General features: G+C 70.6%; 19 protein-coding genes, 2 tRNA genes and 1 pseudogene. 9 read left to right on the top strand and 13 right to left on the bottom strand.

Features of this window, described 5'->3' with window-relative positions:
- Positions 1-11 precede the first annotated feature (11 nt).
- Positions 12-1,487 (top strand): FHA domain-containing protein, encoded by a 1,476-nt coding sequence (locus tag AB0B29_RS02785; protein WP_362233015.1) that lies wholly within the window; start codon positions 12-14, stop codon positions 1,485-1,487.
- 145 nt (positions 1,488-1,632) lie between these two features.
- Here the strand turns inward: AB0B29_RS02785 and AB0B29_RS02790 are convergent, their stop codons facing one another.
- A complete protein-coding gene (locus AB0B29_RS02790; RefSeq protein ID WP_362233018.1) occupies positions 1,633-2,616 on the bottom strand; it encodes a methyltransferase domain-containing protein in 984 nt (327 codons plus the stop codon).
- Positions 2,617-2,675: 59 nt separating this feature from the next.
- On the opposite strand from AB0B29_RS02790, the gene AB0B29_RS02795 reads away from it, so the two are divergent.
- Positions 2,676-3,089, top strand: a complete 414-nt coding sequence (locus AB0B29_RS02795) for a globin (protein ID WP_053671759.1) — start codon at positions 2,676-2,678, stop codon at positions 3,087-3,089.
- Positions 3,090-3,125: 36 nt separating this feature from the next.
- On the opposite strand, the gene AB0B29_RS02800 is transcribed toward AB0B29_RS02795, so the two are convergent.
- The 3 genes from AB0B29_RS02800 to ettA are packed head-to-tail and all read right to left on the bottom strand — an operon-like array spanning position 3,126 to position 5,875.
- Positions 3,126-3,794: a hypothetical protein gene (locus AB0B29_RS02800; protein ID WP_362233021.1), complete on the bottom strand. Its 669-nt coding sequence runs from the start codon at positions 3,792-3,794 to the stop codon at positions 3,126-3,128.
- Positions 3,791-4,204, bottom strand: a complete 414-nt coding sequence (locus tag AB0B29_RS02805; protein WP_362233024.1) for an acyl-CoA thioesterase — start codon at positions 4,202-4,204, stop codon at positions 3,791-3,793. The genes AB0B29_RS02800 and AB0B29_RS02805 overlap by 4 nt, the downstream gene beginning before the upstream one ends.
- Before the next feature lie 6 nt (positions 4,205-4,210).
- On the bottom strand, positions 4,211-5,875 hold the full coding sequence (gene ettA, locus AB0B29_RS02810; protein ID WP_362233026.1) for an energy-dependent translational throttle protein EttA: 1,665 nt from the start codon (positions 5,873-5,875) through the stop codon (positions 4,211-4,213).
- A 290-nt stretch (positions 5,876-6,165) separates the two neighbouring features.
- Between ettA and AB0B29_RS02815 the strand changes: the two genes are divergently transcribed.
- Complete coding sequence (locus AB0B29_RS02815) at positions 6,166-6,810, top strand: LysE family translocator (protein WP_362233028.1); 645 nt, start codon at positions 6,166-6,168, stop codon at positions 6,808-6,810.
- Positions 6,811-6,986: 176 nt separating this feature from the next.
- Complete coding sequence (locus AB0B29_RS02820) at positions 6,987-7,388, top strand: DUF4234 domain-containing protein (RefSeq protein ID WP_362233031.1); 402 nt, start codon at positions 6,987-6,989, stop codon at positions 7,386-7,388.
- 51 nt (positions 7,389-7,439) lie between these two features.
- On the opposite strand, the gene AB0B29_RS02825 is transcribed toward AB0B29_RS02820, so the two are convergent.
- The 4 genes from AB0B29_RS02825 to AB0B29_RS02840 all read right to left on the bottom strand — a co-directional run bounded on the left by AB0B29_RS02825 (position 7,440) and on the right by AB0B29_RS02840 (position 13,386).
- Positions 7,440-8,849 (bottom strand): Cys-Gln thioester bond-forming surface protein, encoded by a 1,410-nt coding sequence (locus AB0B29_RS02825; RefSeq protein WP_362233033.1) that lies wholly within the window; start codon positions 8,847-8,849, stop codon positions 7,440-7,442.
- 287 nt (positions 8,850-9,136) lie between these two features.
- Positions 9,137-9,616, bottom strand: coding sequence for a single-stranded DNA-binding protein (locus tag AB0B29_RS02830; RefSeq protein WP_362233035.1), 480 nt, complete (start codon positions 9,614-9,616; stop codon positions 9,137-9,139).
- A gap of 338 nt (positions 9,617-9,954) precedes the next feature.
- Entirely contained in the window at positions 9,955-11,775 is a 1,821-nt protein-coding gene (locus tag AB0B29_RS02835) for a YfjP family GTPase (protein WP_362233038.1), read from the bottom strand.
- Between the two features lie 3 nt (positions 11,776-11,778).
- Positions 11,779-13,386, bottom strand: a complete 1,608-nt coding sequence (locus tag AB0B29_RS02840) for a dynamin family protein (protein WP_362233040.1) — start codon at positions 13,384-13,386, stop codon at positions 11,779-11,781.
- Between the two features lie 320 nt (positions 13,387-13,706).
- Here AB0B29_RS02840 and AB0B29_RS02845 point away from each other — a divergent pair.
- A tRNA-Arg gene (locus tag AB0B29_RS02845) sits at positions 13,707-13,779 on the top strand.
- 268 nt (positions 13,780-14,047) lie between these two features.
- Here AB0B29_RS02845 and AB0B29_RS02850 read toward each other — a convergent pair.
- Both AB0B29_RS02850 and AB0B29_RS02855 read right to left on the bottom strand, forming a co-directional pair.
- A complete protein-coding gene (locus AB0B29_RS02850; RefSeq protein ID WP_362233043.1) occupies positions 14,048-14,242 on the bottom strand; it encodes a hypothetical protein in 195 nt (64 codons plus the stop codon).
- An 89-nt stretch (positions 14,243-14,331) separates the two neighbouring features.
- A pseudogene (locus tag AB0B29_RS02855) lies at positions 14,332-14,517 on the bottom strand (SpdD-like protein); the annotation flags it as partial.
- Here AB0B29_RS02855 and AB0B29_RS02860 point away from each other — a divergent pair.
- From AB0B29_RS02860 to AB0B29_RS02870, 3 genes are all read left to right on the top strand, one after another.
- Positions 14,494-14,584, top strand: a tRNA-Gly gene (locus tag AB0B29_RS02860). The pseudogene AB0B29_RS02855 and the gene AB0B29_RS02860 overlap by 24 nt on opposite strands.
- A gap of 59 nt (positions 14,585-14,643) precedes the next feature.
- Positions 14,644-15,591, top strand: coding sequence for a MerR family transcriptional regulator (locus tag AB0B29_RS02865; RefSeq protein ID WP_362233045.1), 948 nt, complete (start codon positions 14,644-14,646; stop codon positions 15,589-15,591).
- A 17-nt stretch (positions 15,592-15,608) separates the two neighbouring features.
- Positions 15,609-15,830, top strand: coding sequence for a hypothetical protein (locus tag AB0B29_RS02870; RefSeq protein ID WP_362233047.1), 222 nt, complete (start codon positions 15,609-15,611; stop codon positions 15,828-15,830).
- 297 nt (positions 15,831-16,127) lie between these two features.
- Here the strand turns inward: AB0B29_RS02870 and AB0B29_RS02875 are convergent, their stop codons facing one another.
- Complete coding sequence (locus tag AB0B29_RS02875; protein WP_362233049.1) at positions 16,128-16,424, bottom strand: hypothetical protein; 297 nt, start codon at positions 16,422-16,424, stop codon at positions 16,128-16,130.
- A 272-nt stretch (positions 16,425-16,696) separates the two neighbouring features.
- Between AB0B29_RS02875 and AB0B29_RS02880 the strand changes: the two genes are divergently transcribed.
- Positions 16,697-17,452 carry a GntR family transcriptional regulator gene (locus AB0B29_RS02880; RefSeq protein ID WP_362233052.1) on the top strand — a complete coding sequence of 252 codons (756 nt, stop codon included), beginning with the start codon at positions 16,697-16,699 and terminating at the stop codon, positions 17,450-17,452.
- Between the two features lie 487 nt (positions 17,453-17,939).
- On the opposite strand, the gene AB0B29_RS02885 is transcribed toward AB0B29_RS02880, so the two are convergent.
- Together AB0B29_RS02885 and AB0B29_RS02890 are read right to left on the bottom strand one after the other, a co-directional pair.
- Entirely contained in the window at positions 17,940-18,122 is a 183-nt protein-coding gene (locus AB0B29_RS02885; RefSeq protein WP_362233054.1) for a hypothetical protein, read from the bottom strand.
- A gap of 220 nt (positions 18,123-18,342) precedes the next feature.
- Positions 18,343-18,531 (bottom strand): KOW motif-containing protein, encoded by a 189-nt coding sequence (locus tag AB0B29_RS02890; RefSeq protein WP_362233056.1) that lies wholly within the window; start codon positions 18,529-18,531, stop codon positions 18,343-18,345.
- Positions 18,532-18,581 lie beyond the last annotated feature (50 nt).

Here is an 18,581-nt window from a genome sequence, read left to right on the forward strand (position 1 = left end):
GACGCGCCGACATGCCGACCTGCCCGAACGGACACCAGTCGGGTTCCGACGACTGGTGCGAGGTCTGCGGTCACCGCATGGCGGGTGCCGTGCCTCCGCCTCCTCCCCCGCCGCCCCCGCCCGGCGGCTACGGCTTCCCGCCCCCCGCCGGACCGGGCGGCCCCGGTGGACCCGGTGGCCCTCCCGGCGGTCCTGGTGGGCCCGGTGGTCTCGGCGGCCCGGGTGGTCCGGGTGGACGCCCGCCGCACCTGTCCGCCGTGCCGAACGCCGAGCCGGAGCTCTGCCCGCAGTGCCGCACGCCCCGCGAGGGCGGCGCCCCGTTCTGCGAGGAGTGCCGGTGGAACTTCCTGACGAACACGGCGACGTCCTACACTCCCGCGGCCCCGCCGCCCGGGCCGGGCGGGCGTTTCCAGCCACCGGGCCAGCAGGGCGGACCGCCCCCCGGCCCGTCGTACGGCGGTGGTGACTCCTACGAGTACCAGGGCTCGCGCCCGTCCCAGGTGAACCGCCCGGCCGAGCCGATCCCGCCGTTCGGCGGCGACCCCTCCGGCCGCCCCGGCCCGGGTGGCCCCGGCGGGCCCAGCGGCCCTCAGGGCGGTGGCTACGGCTACCCGCAGCCCGGCGCGGCCCCGACCTCGCCCGGCCCCGGCGGTCCTGGCGGCCCCGGTGGCTTCGGCGGCCCTCCCGGCCCGGGTGGGCCTGGTGGTCCCGGCGCCTTCGGCGGCCCCGGCGGTTTCGGTGCCGACCCCTCGCGGCCGGTCCCGCCCCCGCCCGGCCCCGGCGGCCCGGGCGGTTCCGGTGGCCCCGGTGGCCCCGGTGCTCCGCAGTCGTTCCACCCGTCCGGCCCGCCGGCCCCGCCCGGGTTCCCGCAGGAGACCCAGCGGCCCCCGCAGCAGGGCGGTCCGTCCTTCGGCGGCGGTGACGACGACTGGGTGATCTCCCCGCCGACGTCCGGCCCGGGCGGCCAGGGCGGCCCCGGTGGCCCCGGTCAGGGCGGCTACGGCTACCCCCAGCCCGGCGGGACCCAGGCCCCGCCCGGCCCGGGCGGCTTCCCGCAGCAGCCCCAGGCGCCGCAGGGACCTGCGACGTGGACGGCGACCATCGGCCCGGACCGTGACTACTTCATGGCGATGATGCAGCGCTCCGGCCCCGAGGCCGCGGGCCTGAACCTGCCTGCGTACTCGCCCGAGCAGCAGCGCACGCTCACCGGCAACCAGCTCACGATCGGCCGCCGCCGGCACTCCACCGGCGACACCCCCGACATCGACCTGTCGACGCCGCCGGAGGACCCGGGCGTCTCGCACCAGCACGCGGTGCTGGTCCAGCAGCCGGACGGCAGCTGGGCGGTCGTCGACCAGAACTCGACGAACGGCACGACGGTCAACGGCTCGGAGGAACCGATCCAGCCCTTCGTCCCCGTACCGCTCCGGGACGGCGACCGGGTGCACGTGGGCGCCTGGACGACGATCACGATCCGCCGCGGCTGAGACACCCGCTCCGGCCGCACGGACGATCACGATCCGCCTCTGCCGAGAGGCGGTGACGGACGGCTCCGGTGCCGCAGTCCGCCGTGGAGGCGGGCTGCGGCATCGTCGCGTCCGGGGGTGGTCCAGTCCCGCGGCGGAAGACCTTTCACGACGGGAGGGGCCAGGCGTACGGCCCCTCCGGGTCGTCCAGCCAGGCCCACTCCGTCTCCCCGCCGACCGTGATGCCGTAGCGCTCGCGCTGCGGTCTGCCCTCCTGCTCCCACAGCGCGTGGGCCTCCTGCGGGTCCAGGCTGCCCCGGGTCAGGGCCAGCAGGAACCGGAACAGGTCGTCCTCCCGCGCCCGGTGCGGGACCCCGCCCAGCTGGACCGGCTCGCCCCCGGGCCGGCCCGCGCCGCGCAGCGGCACGAAGTAGGCGGGCGTGTGCAGGAAGCGTCCCTCGGCGTGCCCCGTACCGCTCACCGTCAGCAGGATCAGCCCGGTGGCCAGCGGCATGAGGATCCGGCCCCCGGGGCGGCTCTGGGCCACCCAGGCGCGCGGGACGCCGCTCAGGGCGCAGGTGGCGATGATCCGGTCGAACGGCGCGCGCTCGGGCACGCCCCGGGCGCCGTCGCCGGTGACGACGGCCGGGTGGTACCCGGCCGCTGCCAGGTGGCGGCGGGCCGACTCGGTGATCTCCGGGTCGAGGTCGACGGTCGTGACCTTGTCGTCGCCCAGCCGGTGGGCCAGCAGCGCCGCGTTGTAGCCGGTGCCGGCGCCGATCTCCAGGACGGTGTGACCGTCCTCGACGCGCAGCGCGGCCAGCATGTCCGCCATCAGGGACGGCTGGCTGCTGGAGGACAGCAGCTCGCCGTCGCGCAGCCGGGTCGCCAGCGGGGTGTCCTCGTAGGCGCCGCGCAGCCACCGCTCCCGCGCCTCGGGGTCGGCGCTCTCACCCCAGCGGCGTTCGTAGCCGCCGGCGACACCGACGTAGTAGTACGGCACGAAGAGATGCCGCGGGACCGCCGCGAAGGCCTCCCGCCAGCCCGGGTCGGCGGTCCAGGCCCCGCTCGCCTCGATCCGCCGCACCAGCGCCGCCCGCGCGACGGCCGCGAGAGAGTCGATGTCCCTGCCGGGTGCGTGCCCGCCCATGCCTCCACAGTAGGGGCAGGGTCCTAGGTCTTGAGTCCTATGCCGGGACGTCTGAGACCATGGATCGCGTGAATGAGATTCGGCGCGGCACGCTTCAGGAGCAGACCTTCTACGAGCAGGTCGGCGGGGAGGAGACCTTCCGTCGGCTCGTCCACCGTTTCTACGAGGGGGTCGCCGAGGACCCGCTGCTGCGGCCGATGTACCCCGAGGAGGACCTGGGCCCGGCGGAGGAGCGCCTCGTGCTGTTCCTCATCCAGTACTGGGGCGGCCCCACGACGTACAGCGAGAACCGCGGTCATCCCCGGCTGCGCATGCGGCACGCGCCCTTCGCCGTCGACCGGGCGGCGCACGACGCGTGGCTGAAGCACATGCGCGTCGCCGTCGAGGAGCTCGGCCTGTCCGAGGAGCACGAGCACACGTTGTGGAACTACCTGACGTACGCGGCGGCGTCGATGGTCAACACCGCGGGCTGAGGCCTGCGGCGCGTCGCCGGGACGCTCCGGGGGGGCTCAGCGGACGCTGACGTCCAGTGCCCCGAGCCCGGCGCGGCGTACGGCGACGGACCCGTACGGCGTGCGCAGCCTCAGCCACGCGCCCGACGAGAACAGTGCCAGGGGCACACCGGGGCGCATGAAGCCGAGGGAGTGCGCCGCGTGCACGGCGCGGACGGGCAGCCGGGTGTCCCCGACCGTGCGGGACCAGACGTCCCGGCCGATCCGGTCCAGCTCGGCCCGCGTCCGCCCCTCGGGGGGCAACTCCTGCGTACGCGTACGGAACTCGGCGATCACGGCGGCCACGAGCTCGCGCAGCGCCTCGGGCTCCGGCAGCCCCGGCTCGGCCCGCCAGTCGCCCCGAGGTGGCAGCACGCCGGCCCACGGCGGCCCGGTCACGGCGCCCGGCACGACGGCCGTGCCGGCCTTCTCGTCCACCGTCTCCAGGAATTCACCGGCGGACACGGTCACGTCCAGCGTGGCCTCGAGACCCTTCTCGTACGGCTTCGCCAGCCGCACCGCCCGCACGGCGAGCACCTCGAAGGACGGCGGCCGACCGAAGACGGCCAGTGCGGTGCCCGCGGCCTGCAGACGCACCGCGGCGCCGCGGTCGTAGTGGAGCAGCCGGGAGAGGAAGGCAGCGAGATCCGCCGCCTCCCCCTCGTCGGCGAGGTGGAGCACCGTCATGCGGCGACGGCCTCCTCCTCGGCGTCGTCCATGTACTCGCGCAGGAACTCCCGTTCCTCCGCGGTGATCCGGCGCGGGCGCTGCGCCTCGAAGTCGAACGGCACGATCACCGTCGAGGCCCGCACGTAGACCTGGTCGTCGTCCTTCACCTCGTAGGTGAGGGTGAAGGACGCGGCCCTTATCTCGGTGACCCACAGCTCGATGTCCACCGGGTGGTGCCGGTGGACGAGCTGCCGCTTGTAGTCGATCTCATGGCGTGCCACCACGGACCCCTGCTTGAAGTCCTTCTCCGGGCGGAACAGGAAGTCGATACGGGCTTCCTCCAGGTAGCGGAGGAACACCACGTTGTTGACGTGGCCGTACGCGTCCATGTCCGCCCAGCGCAGCGGGCAGCGGTAGAGGTGCCGCAAGATCGATCAGCCCCGGGTCAGCTTCTTGTAGGTGGCGCGGTGCGGACGGGCGGCGTCCGGACCGAGGCGCTCGATCTTGTTCTTCTCGTACGACTCGAAGTTGCCCTCGAACCAGAACCACTTGGACTCGCCCTCGTACGCGAGGATGTGCGTGGCCACGCGGTCCAGGAACCACCGGTCGTGGGAGACGACCACGGCCGCACCCGGGAACTCCAGCAGCGCGTTCTCCAGGCTGGAGAGCGTCTCGACGTCGAGGTCGTTGGTCGGCTCGTCGAGGAGCAGCAGGTTGCCGCCCTGCTTGAGGGTGAGCGCCAGGTTCAGGCGGTTGCGCTCACCGCCGGAGAGCACACCGGCCGGCTTCTGCTGGTCCGGGCCCTTGAACCCGAAGGCGGAGACATAGGCGCGGGACGGCATCTCGACCTGGCCGACGTTGATGTAGTCGAGCTCATCGCTGACCACGGCCCACAACGTCTTCTTGGGGTCGATGTTCTCGCGGCTCTGGTCGACGTAGGAGATCTTGACGGTGTCGCCGACCTTGATGGCGCCGGAGTCCGGCTGCTCGATGCCCTGGATCATCTTGAACAGGGTGGTCTTGCCGGCGCCGTTCGGGCCGATGATCCCGACGATGCCGTTGCGGGGGAGCGTGAAGCTGAGGTCGTCGATGAGGAGCTTGTCGCCGAAGCCCTTGCTGAGGTTGCTGACCTCGACGACGACGTTGCCCAGGCGCGGGCCCGGCGGGATCTGGATCTCCTCGAAGTCCAGCTTCCGCATCTTGTCGGCCTCGGCCGCCATCTCCTCGTAGCGGGCCAGACGCGCCTTGGACTTGGCCTGCCGCCCCTTGGCGTTGGACCGCACCCACTCGAGCTCTTCCTTGAGCCGCTTCTGCCGCTTGGCGTCCTTCTGGCCCTCGACCTTGAGGCGGGCGGCCTTGGTCTCCAGGTACTTGGAGTAGTTGCCCTCGTAGGGGTAGAGGCGACCACGGTCGACCTCGCAGATCCACTGGGCGACGTTGTCGAGGAAGTACCGGTCGTGGGTGACCGCGACGACGGTGCCCGGGTACTTGGCGAGGTGCTGCTCCAGCCAGTTCACCGACTCGGCGTCGAGGTGGTTGGTGGGCTCGTCGAGCAGCAGCAGGTCGGGCTGCTCCAGCAGCAGCTTGCACAGCGCGACGCGGCGGCGCTCACCACCGGAGAGGTTGGTGACGGGCCAGTCGCCGGGCGGGCAGCCCAGGGCGTCCATGGCCTGCTCCAGCTGGGCGTCGAGGTCCCACGCGTTGGCGTGGTCGAGCTGCTCCTGGAGCTTGCCCATCTCGTCCATGAGCTCGTCGGTGTACTCGGTCGCCATCTGCTCGGCGATCTCGTTGAACCGGTCGAGCTTGCCCTTGATCTCGGCGACACCCTCCTGGACGTTCTCCAGGACGGTCTTCTCCTCGTTCAGCGGCGGCTCCTGGAGCAGGATGCCGACCGTGTAACCGGGAGTGAGGAAGGCGTCACCGTTGGACGGCTGCTCGATACCGGCCATGATCTTCAGGATCGTCGACTTGCCGGCGCCGTTCGGGCCGACGACGCCGATCTTCGCCCCCGGGAGGAAGCTCGTCGTCACGTCGTCGAGGATCACCTTGTCGCCGTGCGCTTTGCGCGCCTTGCGCATGGTGTAAATGAACTCAGCCAAGAGAAACCGTCCGGCAGCTTGAAACTGGCAGTGGGCAGATACACCCCATCTTGCCGTACCGCCACCCCTGGGCGGAAACGCGTATGACTGCAGGCGACTGACCTGCCCTTTCCCGGATGCCGACCGCCGGGCGGGCCGGGAACCAGTCTGGGGGTGCGTGAAGACACCCAGCGGCAAGATCGTATTCTGCAGCAGGCGAGACGGGCGCTGTCGATGCGTCGTGGCCGTCCGTTGCAGTGGGCGACCCATTCCGTCAACGGGTGCCCGACGAACCACCAGGAGGTTGACCGGTGATCACTCTGACCGCAGTCGGAGGAGTCGCCCTGGTCGAACTGGGCATGGCCCTGACTCCCGGTCCGAACATGATTCACCTCGTCTCCCGCGCGATCACCCAAGGCCGCAGAGCGGGCCTGGTCGGTCTCAGTGGAACCGCCGTGGGTTTCGTGTGCTACCTGCTGGCCGCGGCAGCGGGCCTGTCCGCGTTGTTCGCCGCCGTGCCGGTGGCGTACACGGTGGTCAAGCTCGCCGGTGCCGCCTACCTGGCCTATCTCGCCTGGGGCATGCTCAAGCCCGGCGGCAGCTCGCCCTTCGCCCCGGCCCGGGACCTGCCTCCGCTCTCCGACGCCCGCCTGTTCTCGACGGGGTTGCTGACCAACCTGCTCAACCCCAAGATCGCTCTGATGTACGCCGCCCTACTGCCCCAGTTCATGGACCCGCAGGAAGGTCCGGCCTGGGGGCAACTGCTCCAGCTCGGTGGTGTGCAGACCATCGTCGGACTCTCGGTCAACGGCCTGATCATGCTGGGCGCAGCACGGGTGGCGCGGTTCCTGGCCGCCCGGCCCCGCGCCATGACCGCCCAGCGGTTCGCGGCGGGTGGACTCCTCAGCGTCTTCGCGCTGCGTACCGCCCTGTCCCGCACTCCTGCCGGCGTCTGAGCCAGGCAGGAGTGCGGGCACCTGCGGACGCCGGAGCACTCATCCCTGCCCAGCCCACCACTTACCCCAGCTCCCGCCCCGTCCGCCGTCGCCCTACACCGCGGAGCGGGTGCTTCGACCTCACCACGCGCGTCCCACTGCGGACCGTGATGAACTGGACATATGGGAGGTGTGCCATGTCAGGTAGCGCCGGTAAGACCCGCAACATCTTTCTCGTCTGGCTGATCTGGCCACTGATCACCCTGGGGATCTACCACCTGGTCTGGTACTACAAAATCAATCGCGAAGCGCGGGACTTCGATCAGCGGATCGAGGTCAATCCGGCCATGGCGGTCGTGACCCTCGCTCTCGGCTGGGTACTGATCGTTCCCCCCTTCATCTCCGTCTACAACACCGGTGTGCGCATAGCCCGCATGCAGCGCGCCGCCGGGATGGAGCAGGAGTGCAACCCCTGGATCGGCCTCATCCTCTTCATCGTGGCCGGCCTGTATCCGCTCTACTACCAGCACGAGTTGAACCAGATCTGGGCGCACTACCAGGTCCCGGCCGAGGGCGCGCAGGTGCCTCTCGCCGCCTGAGTGCACCGCGGCCCGCAACGACCGCCGGGGAATCGAACGGCGGTCGCCCGGTCACTCCCCCGCCGTCTGCTCCCTGCGTCGCAGCACGATCAGCGTCGCCCCGCCGATCAGGACGAAGCCGATGGCCACACCCGCGATCAGGGGCGTCATGCCCGATCCCCCCGTCTCGGCGAGGTTGGTGTCCGCTGCCGCGCCGCCCACCGTCGCCGGTATCGGTTCGCTCAGGGTCTGGGTGGTCGTGCCGGTGTCGCTGCCGCGGGTCCGGCAGTCCAGCATGCCGGTGAAGCGCTTCTCGAAACCGCCGGGGCCGTGGATCGTGAAGTCGTAGGCCTGGTCTTCCTGGAGCGGGACCGTCACCGTGCGGGACTCGCCCGCGGCGATGGTGTGCTGCAGTCCGGCCAGTTCGAAGGTGAACGGCTCGTCGCCCTTGTTGGACGCGATGATGTCGACGCCGCCCTCGGCGCAGTTCTTCGCCGCCGACAGCGCCGGGGCCGGGCCCTGCTTCGCCCACGTCGCCCCGGCCGTCGCGGACACCGTCGACTCGCTGGAACCGGCCAGGATCTGCGTCTGGCTGCGGCTCTCGGAGGCGAAGGCCCGGCCGACCGGCACGGTGGTCGAGGCCTGCACGGTCAGTTCCGACGTGTCCGCCGCCGCGTCCTGCGGCACGTCGAAGTACACCTGCCCGCCGTCGGACGTGGAGGTGACGGCCTTGCCCTGCTTGTCGACGACCCGCACCCCGCTCGTGGCGGCGTCGGCGGGCGGGGTCACCGTCGCGCTGCCGGCGTTGGTGCGCACCGTCACCGGTCCGAGCAGCTCCCCCGGCCGGCCGGAGACCGCGGACGGTTCGAGGGTGAGCGAGGCGCGGGGCTCGGGCAGGTTGCGGGCGCTCTTCTGCAGGTAGTCCGCGAGCTGCTCGGCCTGCGGGTCGAGAGCGTCGACGGCCATGTCGTCCGAGTAGCGCCAGATCGCCACCTGCGTGCCGGCCGCCGCGTCCTGCTCGGTCAGCGCACCGCGCACACCCGCCTTGCGTGCCAGCGTCGCGAGGTCGTTCACCTGCGGGTAGGAGTTCTGCAGGATCCATCGGATCTTGCCGGCGTCCTTGTTGGACCCCAGGGACGTGCCGCTCCAAGGCGTCTCGTGGTACTTGGCGTCCCGCTGCGTGGGGTTGTGAAGGTCGACGCAGTACGTCTGCAGCATGCCACCGCCGTCGACGGACATCTCGAACAGGCCCGCCGAGATCTCCTGGTCACCGGTGCCCGCGTGTATCACTGCCGCGCCGAACGTCTTGAGGCCGCCTATCGTCGCGGCCGCCCCGCCCTGACTCTGCGTCGTATCGTCCGCGGCGGCCCGGCCGGCACCGGCCAGCCCGCCCGCGGCGACAAGTCCGGACACCACGGTCGCGGTGGCGAGGCGGGCCGCGCCTCGCCTGCGAACGAGCAACTCAGAGAACGAAGCAAACACCAAATTCCCCTTCGAGCAGGACCCGTTGACGTGGGGGGACGGTCCCACCTGCAGAATCAGAGGCCTCACCGGACACAAAAGTCCCGAGAGCCATGTCCGGCATCCTAGGGACGCGGGAGACCGCGCCCGCCGGTCAGACGGTCGGACGAGTGATCCGAATCGGAATCGTTATCGCCAACACCCCCGGCGAGCAGGGCTTATCGACAAATCACCCCTGGTCGTTCGGTGCGCACTCGCCGATAAGCCGCAGTTCGGGCGCGCCGATCAGGTCGACTGTGAGGATGACGTCACGTCAAAACCGCTGTACCTGAACCGGATTGCGCGTGAGCGGCCGTCTCTTCCTCCGAACCCTCCTGTGATGTCTCCCAGTTGGGCTCGGGCTGTGCCGGCGAAGGCGCGGCGGCCTCCGTCTTGCCCGCGCGCCTGAAGGCCGCGGTGCCCCACGCCAGGTCGTGACCGATCGCCACCGCGTCGATGTCCGCCGACGTCCAGCTCTGACCCTCGCGGACGTCGGTCCGCACCTTCAGCCTGCCCTGCACGATCACGGGCTCGCCGACCGTCAAAGACGCCGCAGTGTTCGTGGCCAGCTGGCGGTTGGCCCACACCGTGAAGAAGTTGGTGTGCCCGTCGGTCCAGGTGTTCTTCTCGCGGTCCCAGTAGCGCGCGGTCACCGCCAGCCGGAACCTCGCCGACGGGCCGGACGCCGTCTCCCGGTACACCGGCTGCGTCGCCACCCTGCCCACCGCGCAGACCATCGTCTCGTTCATCGCGAACCCTCCCTCGCCCGGACCACGGCTACGCACCGGGCCGACACGCGTACGGGCCCGTCCCGTACGGCTGTGTCTGCCAGACTGCCGCCGCCGGGCCGGGCCCGCTGAGCGCTGTGGATCACCGTCGCCCTGTGGACAACGCCGCCACCCACAGGGGTGAGGGTGAGACGGGCGCCTCAGGAGCGACCGCAACACCGGCGGCCCGTCACAGCCGCCACCGCACAAAGCCAACACTTCCCCGGCGCCCTACCACTCCCCAGGCGCCTCACCACTCCCCCCGCGCCCTATCACTCCCCAGGCGCCTTCCCACTCCCCGACGCCTCACCACCCCAGCGTCACCGCCCCGCTCCCACCACCCTTCCGTACTGCTCCCTGACCTCCCGGTAGCGCAGCAACTCCGCCGCCACCGGGTCCAGCACCCGGGCCCTGCCGCATCCGGACGCCGCCTCCCGCAACCGGCGTTCCGCCTCCAGGCCGTAGCGCCGGGCCGGGCCGCGGGCCGCCATCCGGCAGCTCCACTCGATGAGCGGGCCGCCGACGATGCCGATCACCATCAGCAGCACCGGCACCCCGAGGTTGGGCGACACGACCCCGATGATCTGGCCCAGCAGCCACAGTCCGCCCAGGAACTGCAGGATCGTCATGGAGGCCTGGACCAGTACGGCCACCGGCCACCACCCGGGCCGCGGCGGCCGCCCCGTCGGCACCCCCGCGCGCACGCTCAATTCGTCCAGCGCCTCCGGCAGCCCCTGCGAGCCCCGCACGGCCGCCTCCCGCACCGCCTGCGCCCAGGGCGCGGGCAGCCCGGCCGACGCCCGGTCGGCCACCGTTCGCACCGCCTGCTCGACCCGCTGACGTGCGGTCACCTCCTCGTCGGCCTGCGTGCGCCCCGGAAGCCGTCCCGTGGTGGGCTCGCCGCGGTCCTGGTACCAGCGCCACAGCCGCAGCCAGGGCGTACCGCAGGCCCGGTTGGCGTTGCGCAGCCACGCCCGTTCGGCCGCCTCGCCCGCCGCAGTGGCGCCCACCGCGTCCGCGAGCCGGTCGGAGAACTCCTCCCGGGCCTGTTCGCTGAGCCCGGTCCGCCGCTGGGTGGCGTAGACGGGCCACAGCCGGGCCGCGGCGATGTCCACATCGGCCGAGATGCGGCGGTTCGCCGCCCCGCGCTCCGAGACGAACTGCCCGAGGGACTCGCGCAGTTCACCCAGGCCCTCCCCGGTGAGCGCGGACAGCGCGAGCACGGTCGTGCCCGGCTCGCCGTACTCCCCGAGGGCGATGCCGTCCTCGTCGAGGAGTCTCCGCAGATCGTCGAGGACCTGTTCGGCGGCTTCCCCGGGCAGCCGGTCGATCTGGTTGAGGACGACGAACATGACCTCGGCGTGGGCCGCCATGGGCCGCAGGTAGCGCTCGTGGAGGACGGCGTCGGCGTACTTCTCGGGGTCGACGACCCAGATGACCGCGTCGACGAGTGCCAGGATGCGGTCCACGTGCTGACGGTGCTGTACGGCGGCGGAGTCGTGGTCGGGCAGGTCGATCAGGACGAGTCCGCGCAGCGGCGACTCCCCGTCCCCGGTCGGCAGCGGCCGCCGGCGCAGCCGGGGCGGGATGCCGAGCCGTTCGATGAGGCCGGCTCCTCCGTCGCTCCAACTGCACGCGATGGGCGCCGCGGTGGTGGGACGGCGTACGCCCGTCTCCGAGATGGTCACCCCCGCGAGCGCGTTGAAAAGCTGCGATTTCCCGCTGCCGGTGGCGCCCGCGATGGCGACGACGGTGTGCTGCCCGGAGAGTTTGCGCCGCGCGGACGCCTCGTCGAGCACCCGGCCGGCCTGCGACAGGGTCCGGCTGTCGAGCCGGGTACGGGAGAGCCCCACCAGTTGACGCAGCGCCTCCAGCCGGGCGCGCAGGGACCCCTCGTACACCAGTGGGGTCACCGTCGGCGGGACGGCGGAGCGGCTGTCCCTCACGGGAAACCGGTCCCCTTCGGCCTTCTCGTTGACCCTGCGCGCGATGAGCCCGTCGTCCCAGGTCTCCGCGGAGTCGGTGCGCGTCGCGCGTTCGCCGTCCGGGGCACGTCGTTCGGCGGTGCCTGCCGCCTTGTGGGCGTCGTCGTCCGGCTGGTCGGCGTGCTCGGTGGGGTCCTGGTCAGTGACGGCGGTCACCGGTCACCTCTCCTTCTGCAGTACGGACAGCGCGGCGATGAGTTCGGCCTGTGGCTCGGGGTGGACGTCCAGTGCGTCGAGCGGGGCGAGCCGGCGCTCGCGTTCGGCGTGCAGGACGCGGTCGACGTGCTCGGCGAGCAGCCGCCCGGCCCGGTCGCGCAGGCGCAGCGCGCCGTGGGCGCCGATCCGCTCGGCGAGCCCCTCCCCGGCCATCCGGCCCCGGCGGCCGCCCAGCAGGGAGGTGGCGACCAGGGCCGCGACCAGTTCGGGGTCGGGCGCGAGGTTGCGGTCGAGTTCGCGCACCTCGTCCTCGGCGTGCTCCTCCAGCTCCCGCCGCCATCGCCGTACGGCCAGCCCGATGCGTTGCTCTGCGCTCTCCGCATCGGCATCGTGTGCGGCGAGTTCCGGGGCGGCGGACGCCGGTTCGCGCCGCCAGGCGTCGTCGACGCGCTCGTCGGCGGCGGTGACGGCGCACAGCAGCAGCGCGCTGAGGCTCTCCACGAGCGCGTCGAGCAGTTCGGCGGCGGTGCAGTCCAGGGGGAAGGCGCGCCACCGCTTGAGCGCGTCCCCGGCGAGGACCGCCCCGCTCTGCAGCCGGCCCCGCACGCGCGCGTGCTCGTTGTCGTACGCCCCCTCGACGGCGGAGGTGAGCCGCAGTGCGGCGGCGTACTGCGCGGCGGCGGCACCGGCCAGCTCGGGCATGCGGGACTTGAGGGACTCGAGGACGCCGTACGCCGTGCGGGCGAGGACGTGCTGCCGGGCAGCGGGGTCCTGGGCCTGGTGGATCAGCCAGGTGCGCAACTGGGCGACGGCGGAGGCAGGCAGCAGCCCGCCGCCCCAGGCGGACTCGGGCAGCTCGGGCACGGTGAAGCGCGGCACCTCGCCGAGCCCGGCCTTGGTGAGCAGGGCGCCGTACTGCCGTGACACCTCGTTGACCACCTGGTGGGGCACACGGTCGAGCACGGTCACGAGGGTGACGTCGTACTCCTTGGCGGTGCGCAGCATGTGCCAGGGGACCGCGTCGGCGTAGCGGGCGGCGGTGGTGACCATGACCCAGATGTCGGCGGCGCAGATGAGTTCGGCGGCCAGGACCCGGTTGTCGGAGACGAGGGAGTCGATGTCGGGCGCGTCGAGGAGGGCTAGGCCGGGCGGGAGGGTCTCGGCGGTCTCGACGCGCAGCACGCGCGCGGGGTTCTCGCCGGGGAGCAGCAGGTCTTCGGTGGCCTCCTGCTCGGACACCCACACGCGTGTGAGGTCGGGCAGCACCCGCATGCCGCTGAACCAGTGGTGGTCCTCCGGATGGCAGACCAGTACGGGGGTGCGTGTCGTCGGCCGCAGTACGCCGGCCTCGCTGACCCGCCGGCCCACGAGGGAGTTCACCAGTGTCGACTTGCCGGCTCCGGTCGACCCGCCCACAACGGCCAGAAGCGGCGCTTCGGGGTCCCGCAAGCGGGGCACCAAGTAGTCGTCGAGCTGCGCGAGGAGTTCATCGCGGTTGGCACGCGCGCGTGGGGCCCCCGCCAGGGGTAGCGGGAAGCGTGCGGCGGCGACACGGTCGCGCAGGGCGGAGAGTGCGTCGAGCAGCTGAGGCCTTACGTCCAAGGTCACCACATGTGAAGAATGCCCAATTTTAGGGGAATTCTGAAGCATATGAGCATGTTGCGCGCCGATAGAACACAAGGGACGGAAGGGGCGACTGGGACACAGGCACACTCCAGGCATAACGAGTGCACAACACCCGATGCGTCTGACGCCAAAAGCGGTGCACGATTCGTACCTGCCTGCGATTATCAGGACCGCTTCACCGAACCTCCACATCGAGCCACGGAGGCGAAGCAACAGGGACAAGGACGCGGGAGCCCTATCCTTGTCCCCGGCAACGTCACGGTTCGGCCCACACCCGGGCACCACGACAGAGGCCACCACACCCGGCCCCCGTAGCTCAGTGGATAGAGCAGGCGCCTTCTAAGCGCTTGGCCGCAGGTTCGAGTCCTGCCGGGGGCGCAAGTCTCCGCCCTCCCTTTGGGGAGGGCTTTTTGCTGGTCAGGGTGGGTGTCGGCCGACCCGCCGAAGCCCCGGACGCCCTCTAGATGATCAAGGGCGGGCTCCGGGGCTGTCCGGCTGTTACCGGGTTTTTGCGGGTGGCCGTGTCGAATACGTGTCGAAGTTTCCGCGGGCCGCGAGGTCAGTCGGCGGACGGCCGCTCAGGAAGATCTCCGGCAGCTTCGAGCCGCCTCTTCAGGTCGGGCAGCTGGCCCTCGACGCAGCGGGCTTAGGTCGGCAGGAGCACGGCAACACTGTTTCCGGCCCACTCGGCCACCTGGGCGGGTGGAATCCCGTCGTTCAGCCACTTCGTCAGGCGCGTGTTCCGGTTGTCGTCGCGGCTGCCGGTGGTGATGGCGGCGGTGGCGAAGCCGTCGCAGTTCGGGCAGATGCGGGGCGTCGGCGTGGTAGTGGGGTGCGTCATGCTGGGGGTTCCTTCCGGTTCAGTGGATCGGACAGGGACGGCGCCCGGGCGGCGGATGCTTGGCGGTATCGGAGCCGCCCGGGGGCCGGTCAGCGTCGCTTCGTCTCCGAGGCGAGCAGGGAGCGCAGGACGACGGCGCAGACGGCGACCGAGGCGCTGGTGATGGCGACGGCCAGGAGCATGGAGACCAGGACGGCGCCGACGACCAGGACCACGGCGGTGCCGCCGCCGACCAGGGCGAGCGCGGTGCCGGGGGTGAGCTGCATCATTGCCCGGACAGACGCCAAGTGCTCGCAGCTTTCCAAGCTGAGAGCGCGAGTTCGATTCTCGTCACCCTCTCCACGAAGAAGCCCCGGGTCAGAGATTGAGTCTCCCGTGGGGGGAGACAGCAAGCTGGGGGCATGGACAGCGACACGCTCTATTCCATCGGAGAACTATCCCGCCGGACCGGCCTGACGGTGAAGACCATCCGGTACTACTCCGACCAGGGCATCGTCCCGCCGACCGCCCGGAGCCCGGCGGGCTACCGGCTGTACGGCCTCGACGCACTCGCTCGCCTGAGCCTGGCCCGCACGCTGCGCGATCTCGGGCTCGACCTGGCGACCGTGCGCAAGGTGCTGGCCCGGGAGGCGTCCATACCGGAAGTCGCCGAAGCACACGCCGACGCCCTGGACGTACAGATCCGGACCCTCCGCCTGCGCCGGGCAGTGCTACGAGCAGTCGCCAGGGGCTGCCCCACCACCATGGAGATGGACCTCATGCACCGACTTGCCACGCTGTCCCAGGCCGAACAACGCCGGCTGGTGGACGACTTCATCGACGACGCCTTCAAGGGTTTTGACGCCAACCCCGAGTTCGTGACCCTGATGCGATCCGTCCTGCCCGAGCTCCCCGACGATCCCACGCCCGAACAGGTCGGGGCCTGGGTGGAACTCGCCGAACTCTGCCAGAACGAAGACTTCCGTACCGCAGTACGCCGCATAGCTGAGGACCAGGCGGAAGAGCCTTCCCAGCACGATGTCAGCGATCTGCACGCCAGTCTCAACCAAGCGATGCGTGATCGAATCGACGAAGCCGTATCCGCCGGCATCCTCCCGGCCTCCGCCACCGCAGCCCTTGCCGACTCGCTGAGCGGCCTCTACGGCCACGCATTCTGGAGCGCCGGCGACGGCGACCTGCGCCGCTGGCTCCTCGCCCGCCTGCAGAAAACCGCCGACCCACGAGCCGAGCGCTACTGGCAGCTCCTGGCGACGATCAACGGATGGCCTGCATCACCAACACTCGCTCCCGTTTACACCTGGTTCACCACCGCCCTTCGCGATGGTTCTGCCACGGCAGCGGCATCTTGAGCTCCGGAAGGCATCACATGAAGTACGACGCATTACAGATCCTCGGTGTGGCTCTCCTCATCCTTGGAGGACAGGGAGCAATCCGCCAGCTCGTCGACCACAGCAACGCCGGCCTACTCCGCTGGCTCCCAGGCGGATTCGCGGTCAGCATCACCGCCTACCTTGTCGCCGTCGTCATCGGCGCGGTTGTCGCGGGCTGGGCCCACAGCAAAGCGAAGGCTGTCGGGCGCAAAAGCTGACAGGTCGACCTGCTAGGGCAGGCGGCAGGGCCCCGAGACAGGACAAGCCCTGTGCCCACTCCAAAACTGACATCCATGAGTGACATCAACGGCGCCAGACGCCAGCGTCCTTGCACGTTCCGGGATGGCCGGTGTGGCCTTGCGGCTCCCTCACAACGCCGGCCAGTGATCGAACTCCTAGAGGGTGTTCATAGAGATCAGCCCTACCAGGCGGCCAAGTGCACGCCGGACGTGAGCGGGGAGCCCCGGGCCGTGGACGAGGCTCCCCGCATCACACACTGCTACAGCTCAGCCTCCTCAGGGGCGCCCAGGCGCGACGGGCCTGCGTCCGCGGCTGGTGGCGACGCGCAGCACGTCTCGCAAGGCACTGGTCAACTGGGCGGCGAGAAGGTGCAACTCCTCCAGATCGTCGGCGCCGTCGTCGAGTACCTGACGTGCGTGCTCCAGTAGCTGAGACGCCATCCCGAGTTGATACGCCTCGATATGGTCCGCCAGGCGGGACACGTAGCCGCCGTGGTCATCTGTGCTCAGGCAGCAAGGCTTGCCGTCCGGCCCCGCCCAGGGAAGCAGCCTCAGTTCGTCTCGTGTTGTCATCGCTGCACTCCCCCGCCGGTGGCCTCGATGGTGGGCACCGACGCGCCGCTGGATGCCGAGTTCCTCGCCGTGTCATCCCTTCCGGCACCTCCGCCTCGACCGACGCATACCGGTCGTGCTCCTCCACGCGCGCGGGAAGCCCGAGGTCGGACAGTCGGGCAGCGATGGCTACCGCGCTAACTCCCGAAGCGGGCACAGGGCAGCCTCCGTCACCGGCAATCACTTCCAGTGAAGCTAGTTAACTAGATAGAGCTAGTGGATAGATTTTCCATATGCCTGAGCAGCCGCCCTATCTCCGCATCGCCGACGAACTCCGGCGGCGGATCGCGGAGCACGCATGGGAGCCCGGTGACCGCCTGCCGTCCCGCGCCCAGATCGGACAGGAGTGCGGCGTGGGCGAGAACGTGGTCCGCCGGGCTCAGGAACTGCTGATTTCCCAAGGTGTGCTTGAGGGGCGCGCCGGTTCGGGCACGTACGTCGCCGAGCCCCGACAGCGGGTCCGGGTCGTCCGGTCATCAGCACGGGAGCAGCCCAGCGGATCACCCTTCCGGGCGGACATGAAGGCCCTGGGCAGGCAAGGCGATTGGGAGAGCCGGACCGAGGCCAAGGTGCCGGCTCCGGCGGACATCGCTGCGCGGCTCGGCATCGCCGAGGGCGACCTGTGCGTCCGGACGGTGTACGAGTTCCTTGCCGACGGCAGGCCGGTGCAGTTGTCGACGAGTTGGGAGCCGTACGACGTCACCGCCGGCACACTCGTCGTCCTCCCCGAGGGAGGGCCGCACGCCGGGGCGGGAGTCGTGAACCGCATGGCAGCGATCGGCGTCAACGTCAGCCACGCCGTCGAGCAGCCCGAGCCGAGGCAAGCAACCGCCGAGGAAGCGTCCCTCCTGGGCATCCAGAAGGCCGCACTCGTCACGCAGATCCGGCGGACGTACTACAGCGACGAGGGGCGGCCGGTGGAGACGGCAGACATCGTGGTGCCCGCCGCGCATTGCGAGATCGTCTACGAGATCCCGATCAACCGTTAGCCAACAGTCGAGACCGACCCGGAGTCACTGGAGTGCGCCGCATGCCCAACGAGGTCCCGGCCTGCCCCGAATGCGGCCAGCCCATGACGTCCGGCGGACTCGTGCTCTCCGAACGGGTGGACGACGGTCGGCGGGCGTGCCGCTCCCTGTGGAGGTGTAGCGATCGGCATCTGTGGTGGGGCTGGGCAGACAGGCCGGACGAGCCTCTCGAGGCCTGCACGGTGCCGAACCTCTTCCACTGAGATCAAACAGCGCAAGACCGCGTGTCGAATGCGTGTCGAGTTCACGGGCGAACGCGCTGCGGGCCGCACAAGTATGCAGGTCAACAGTGGCGAGTCACTCGATACACAAAGCGCCTTCTAAGCGCTTGGCCGCAGGTTCGAGTCCTGCCGGGGGCGCCACCTCTCACCAGCAAAACGCCCCAGAGGGGATCTCCCCTCCAGGGCGTTTCGTGTCTCTGACGGCAACGCTGACAGCAACGACCCCGTCACCGGAAGCGGACGTCCAGGCCGAGCCGATCGCGGATCGGGCAGAAGTCCGCGTCGGACAGGCCGCGACCGACCCGGTATCGAGGAGTCTGGACCTGCACGAGCTTGGCGACGTTGCACCACGGCACCAGCTCCTCACCTGCTTCGTGCTGGAGGGCATTTGCGCTGTACCAGTTCCTCACGGACCGCTGGTTGTCATCCCCCGTGAGCACCCGTAAAGGTCGTAAAGGTCTACCCCGTCTGGTGGGCTGTCCGGTTGCTCCATTCGGACCCCACCTCCTCATGGTCAGCCACGGCCCGAGTCGCAGTACAGCAGCGAAGGACGGCAACCCGACCGACCGGTGCCTCCAGCAGGTCAGCGGGACTGTCGGCCCTGTAAAGGCCTAGCTTCAACGGCAGTACTCAGGCGTTGGGTACCTTCTCAACGGTGTCGAGGGGGACATCGATGCGGGTGTCGTCTCCGAAGATCTGCACAACCAGCTCTATCCGGTGGCGCTCGCGGTCAATGGCGCGAACCGGCCCCGTGAACTGCGCGAACGGGCCATCGGTCACGAGGACGGCGTCCCCTGGCTGCAGCTCTGAGATCGGCAACTGGTCCTCCCTGGTGGTTCGGTCCGCCTTGAGCTGGTGGGTGGTGCTCA

The sequence above is a fragment of the Streptomyces tibetensis genome, assembly GCF_040647715.1.
Classification (GTDB): Bacteria; Actinomycetota; Actinomycetes; order Streptomycetales; family Streptomycetaceae; genus Streptomyces; species Streptomyces tibetensis_A.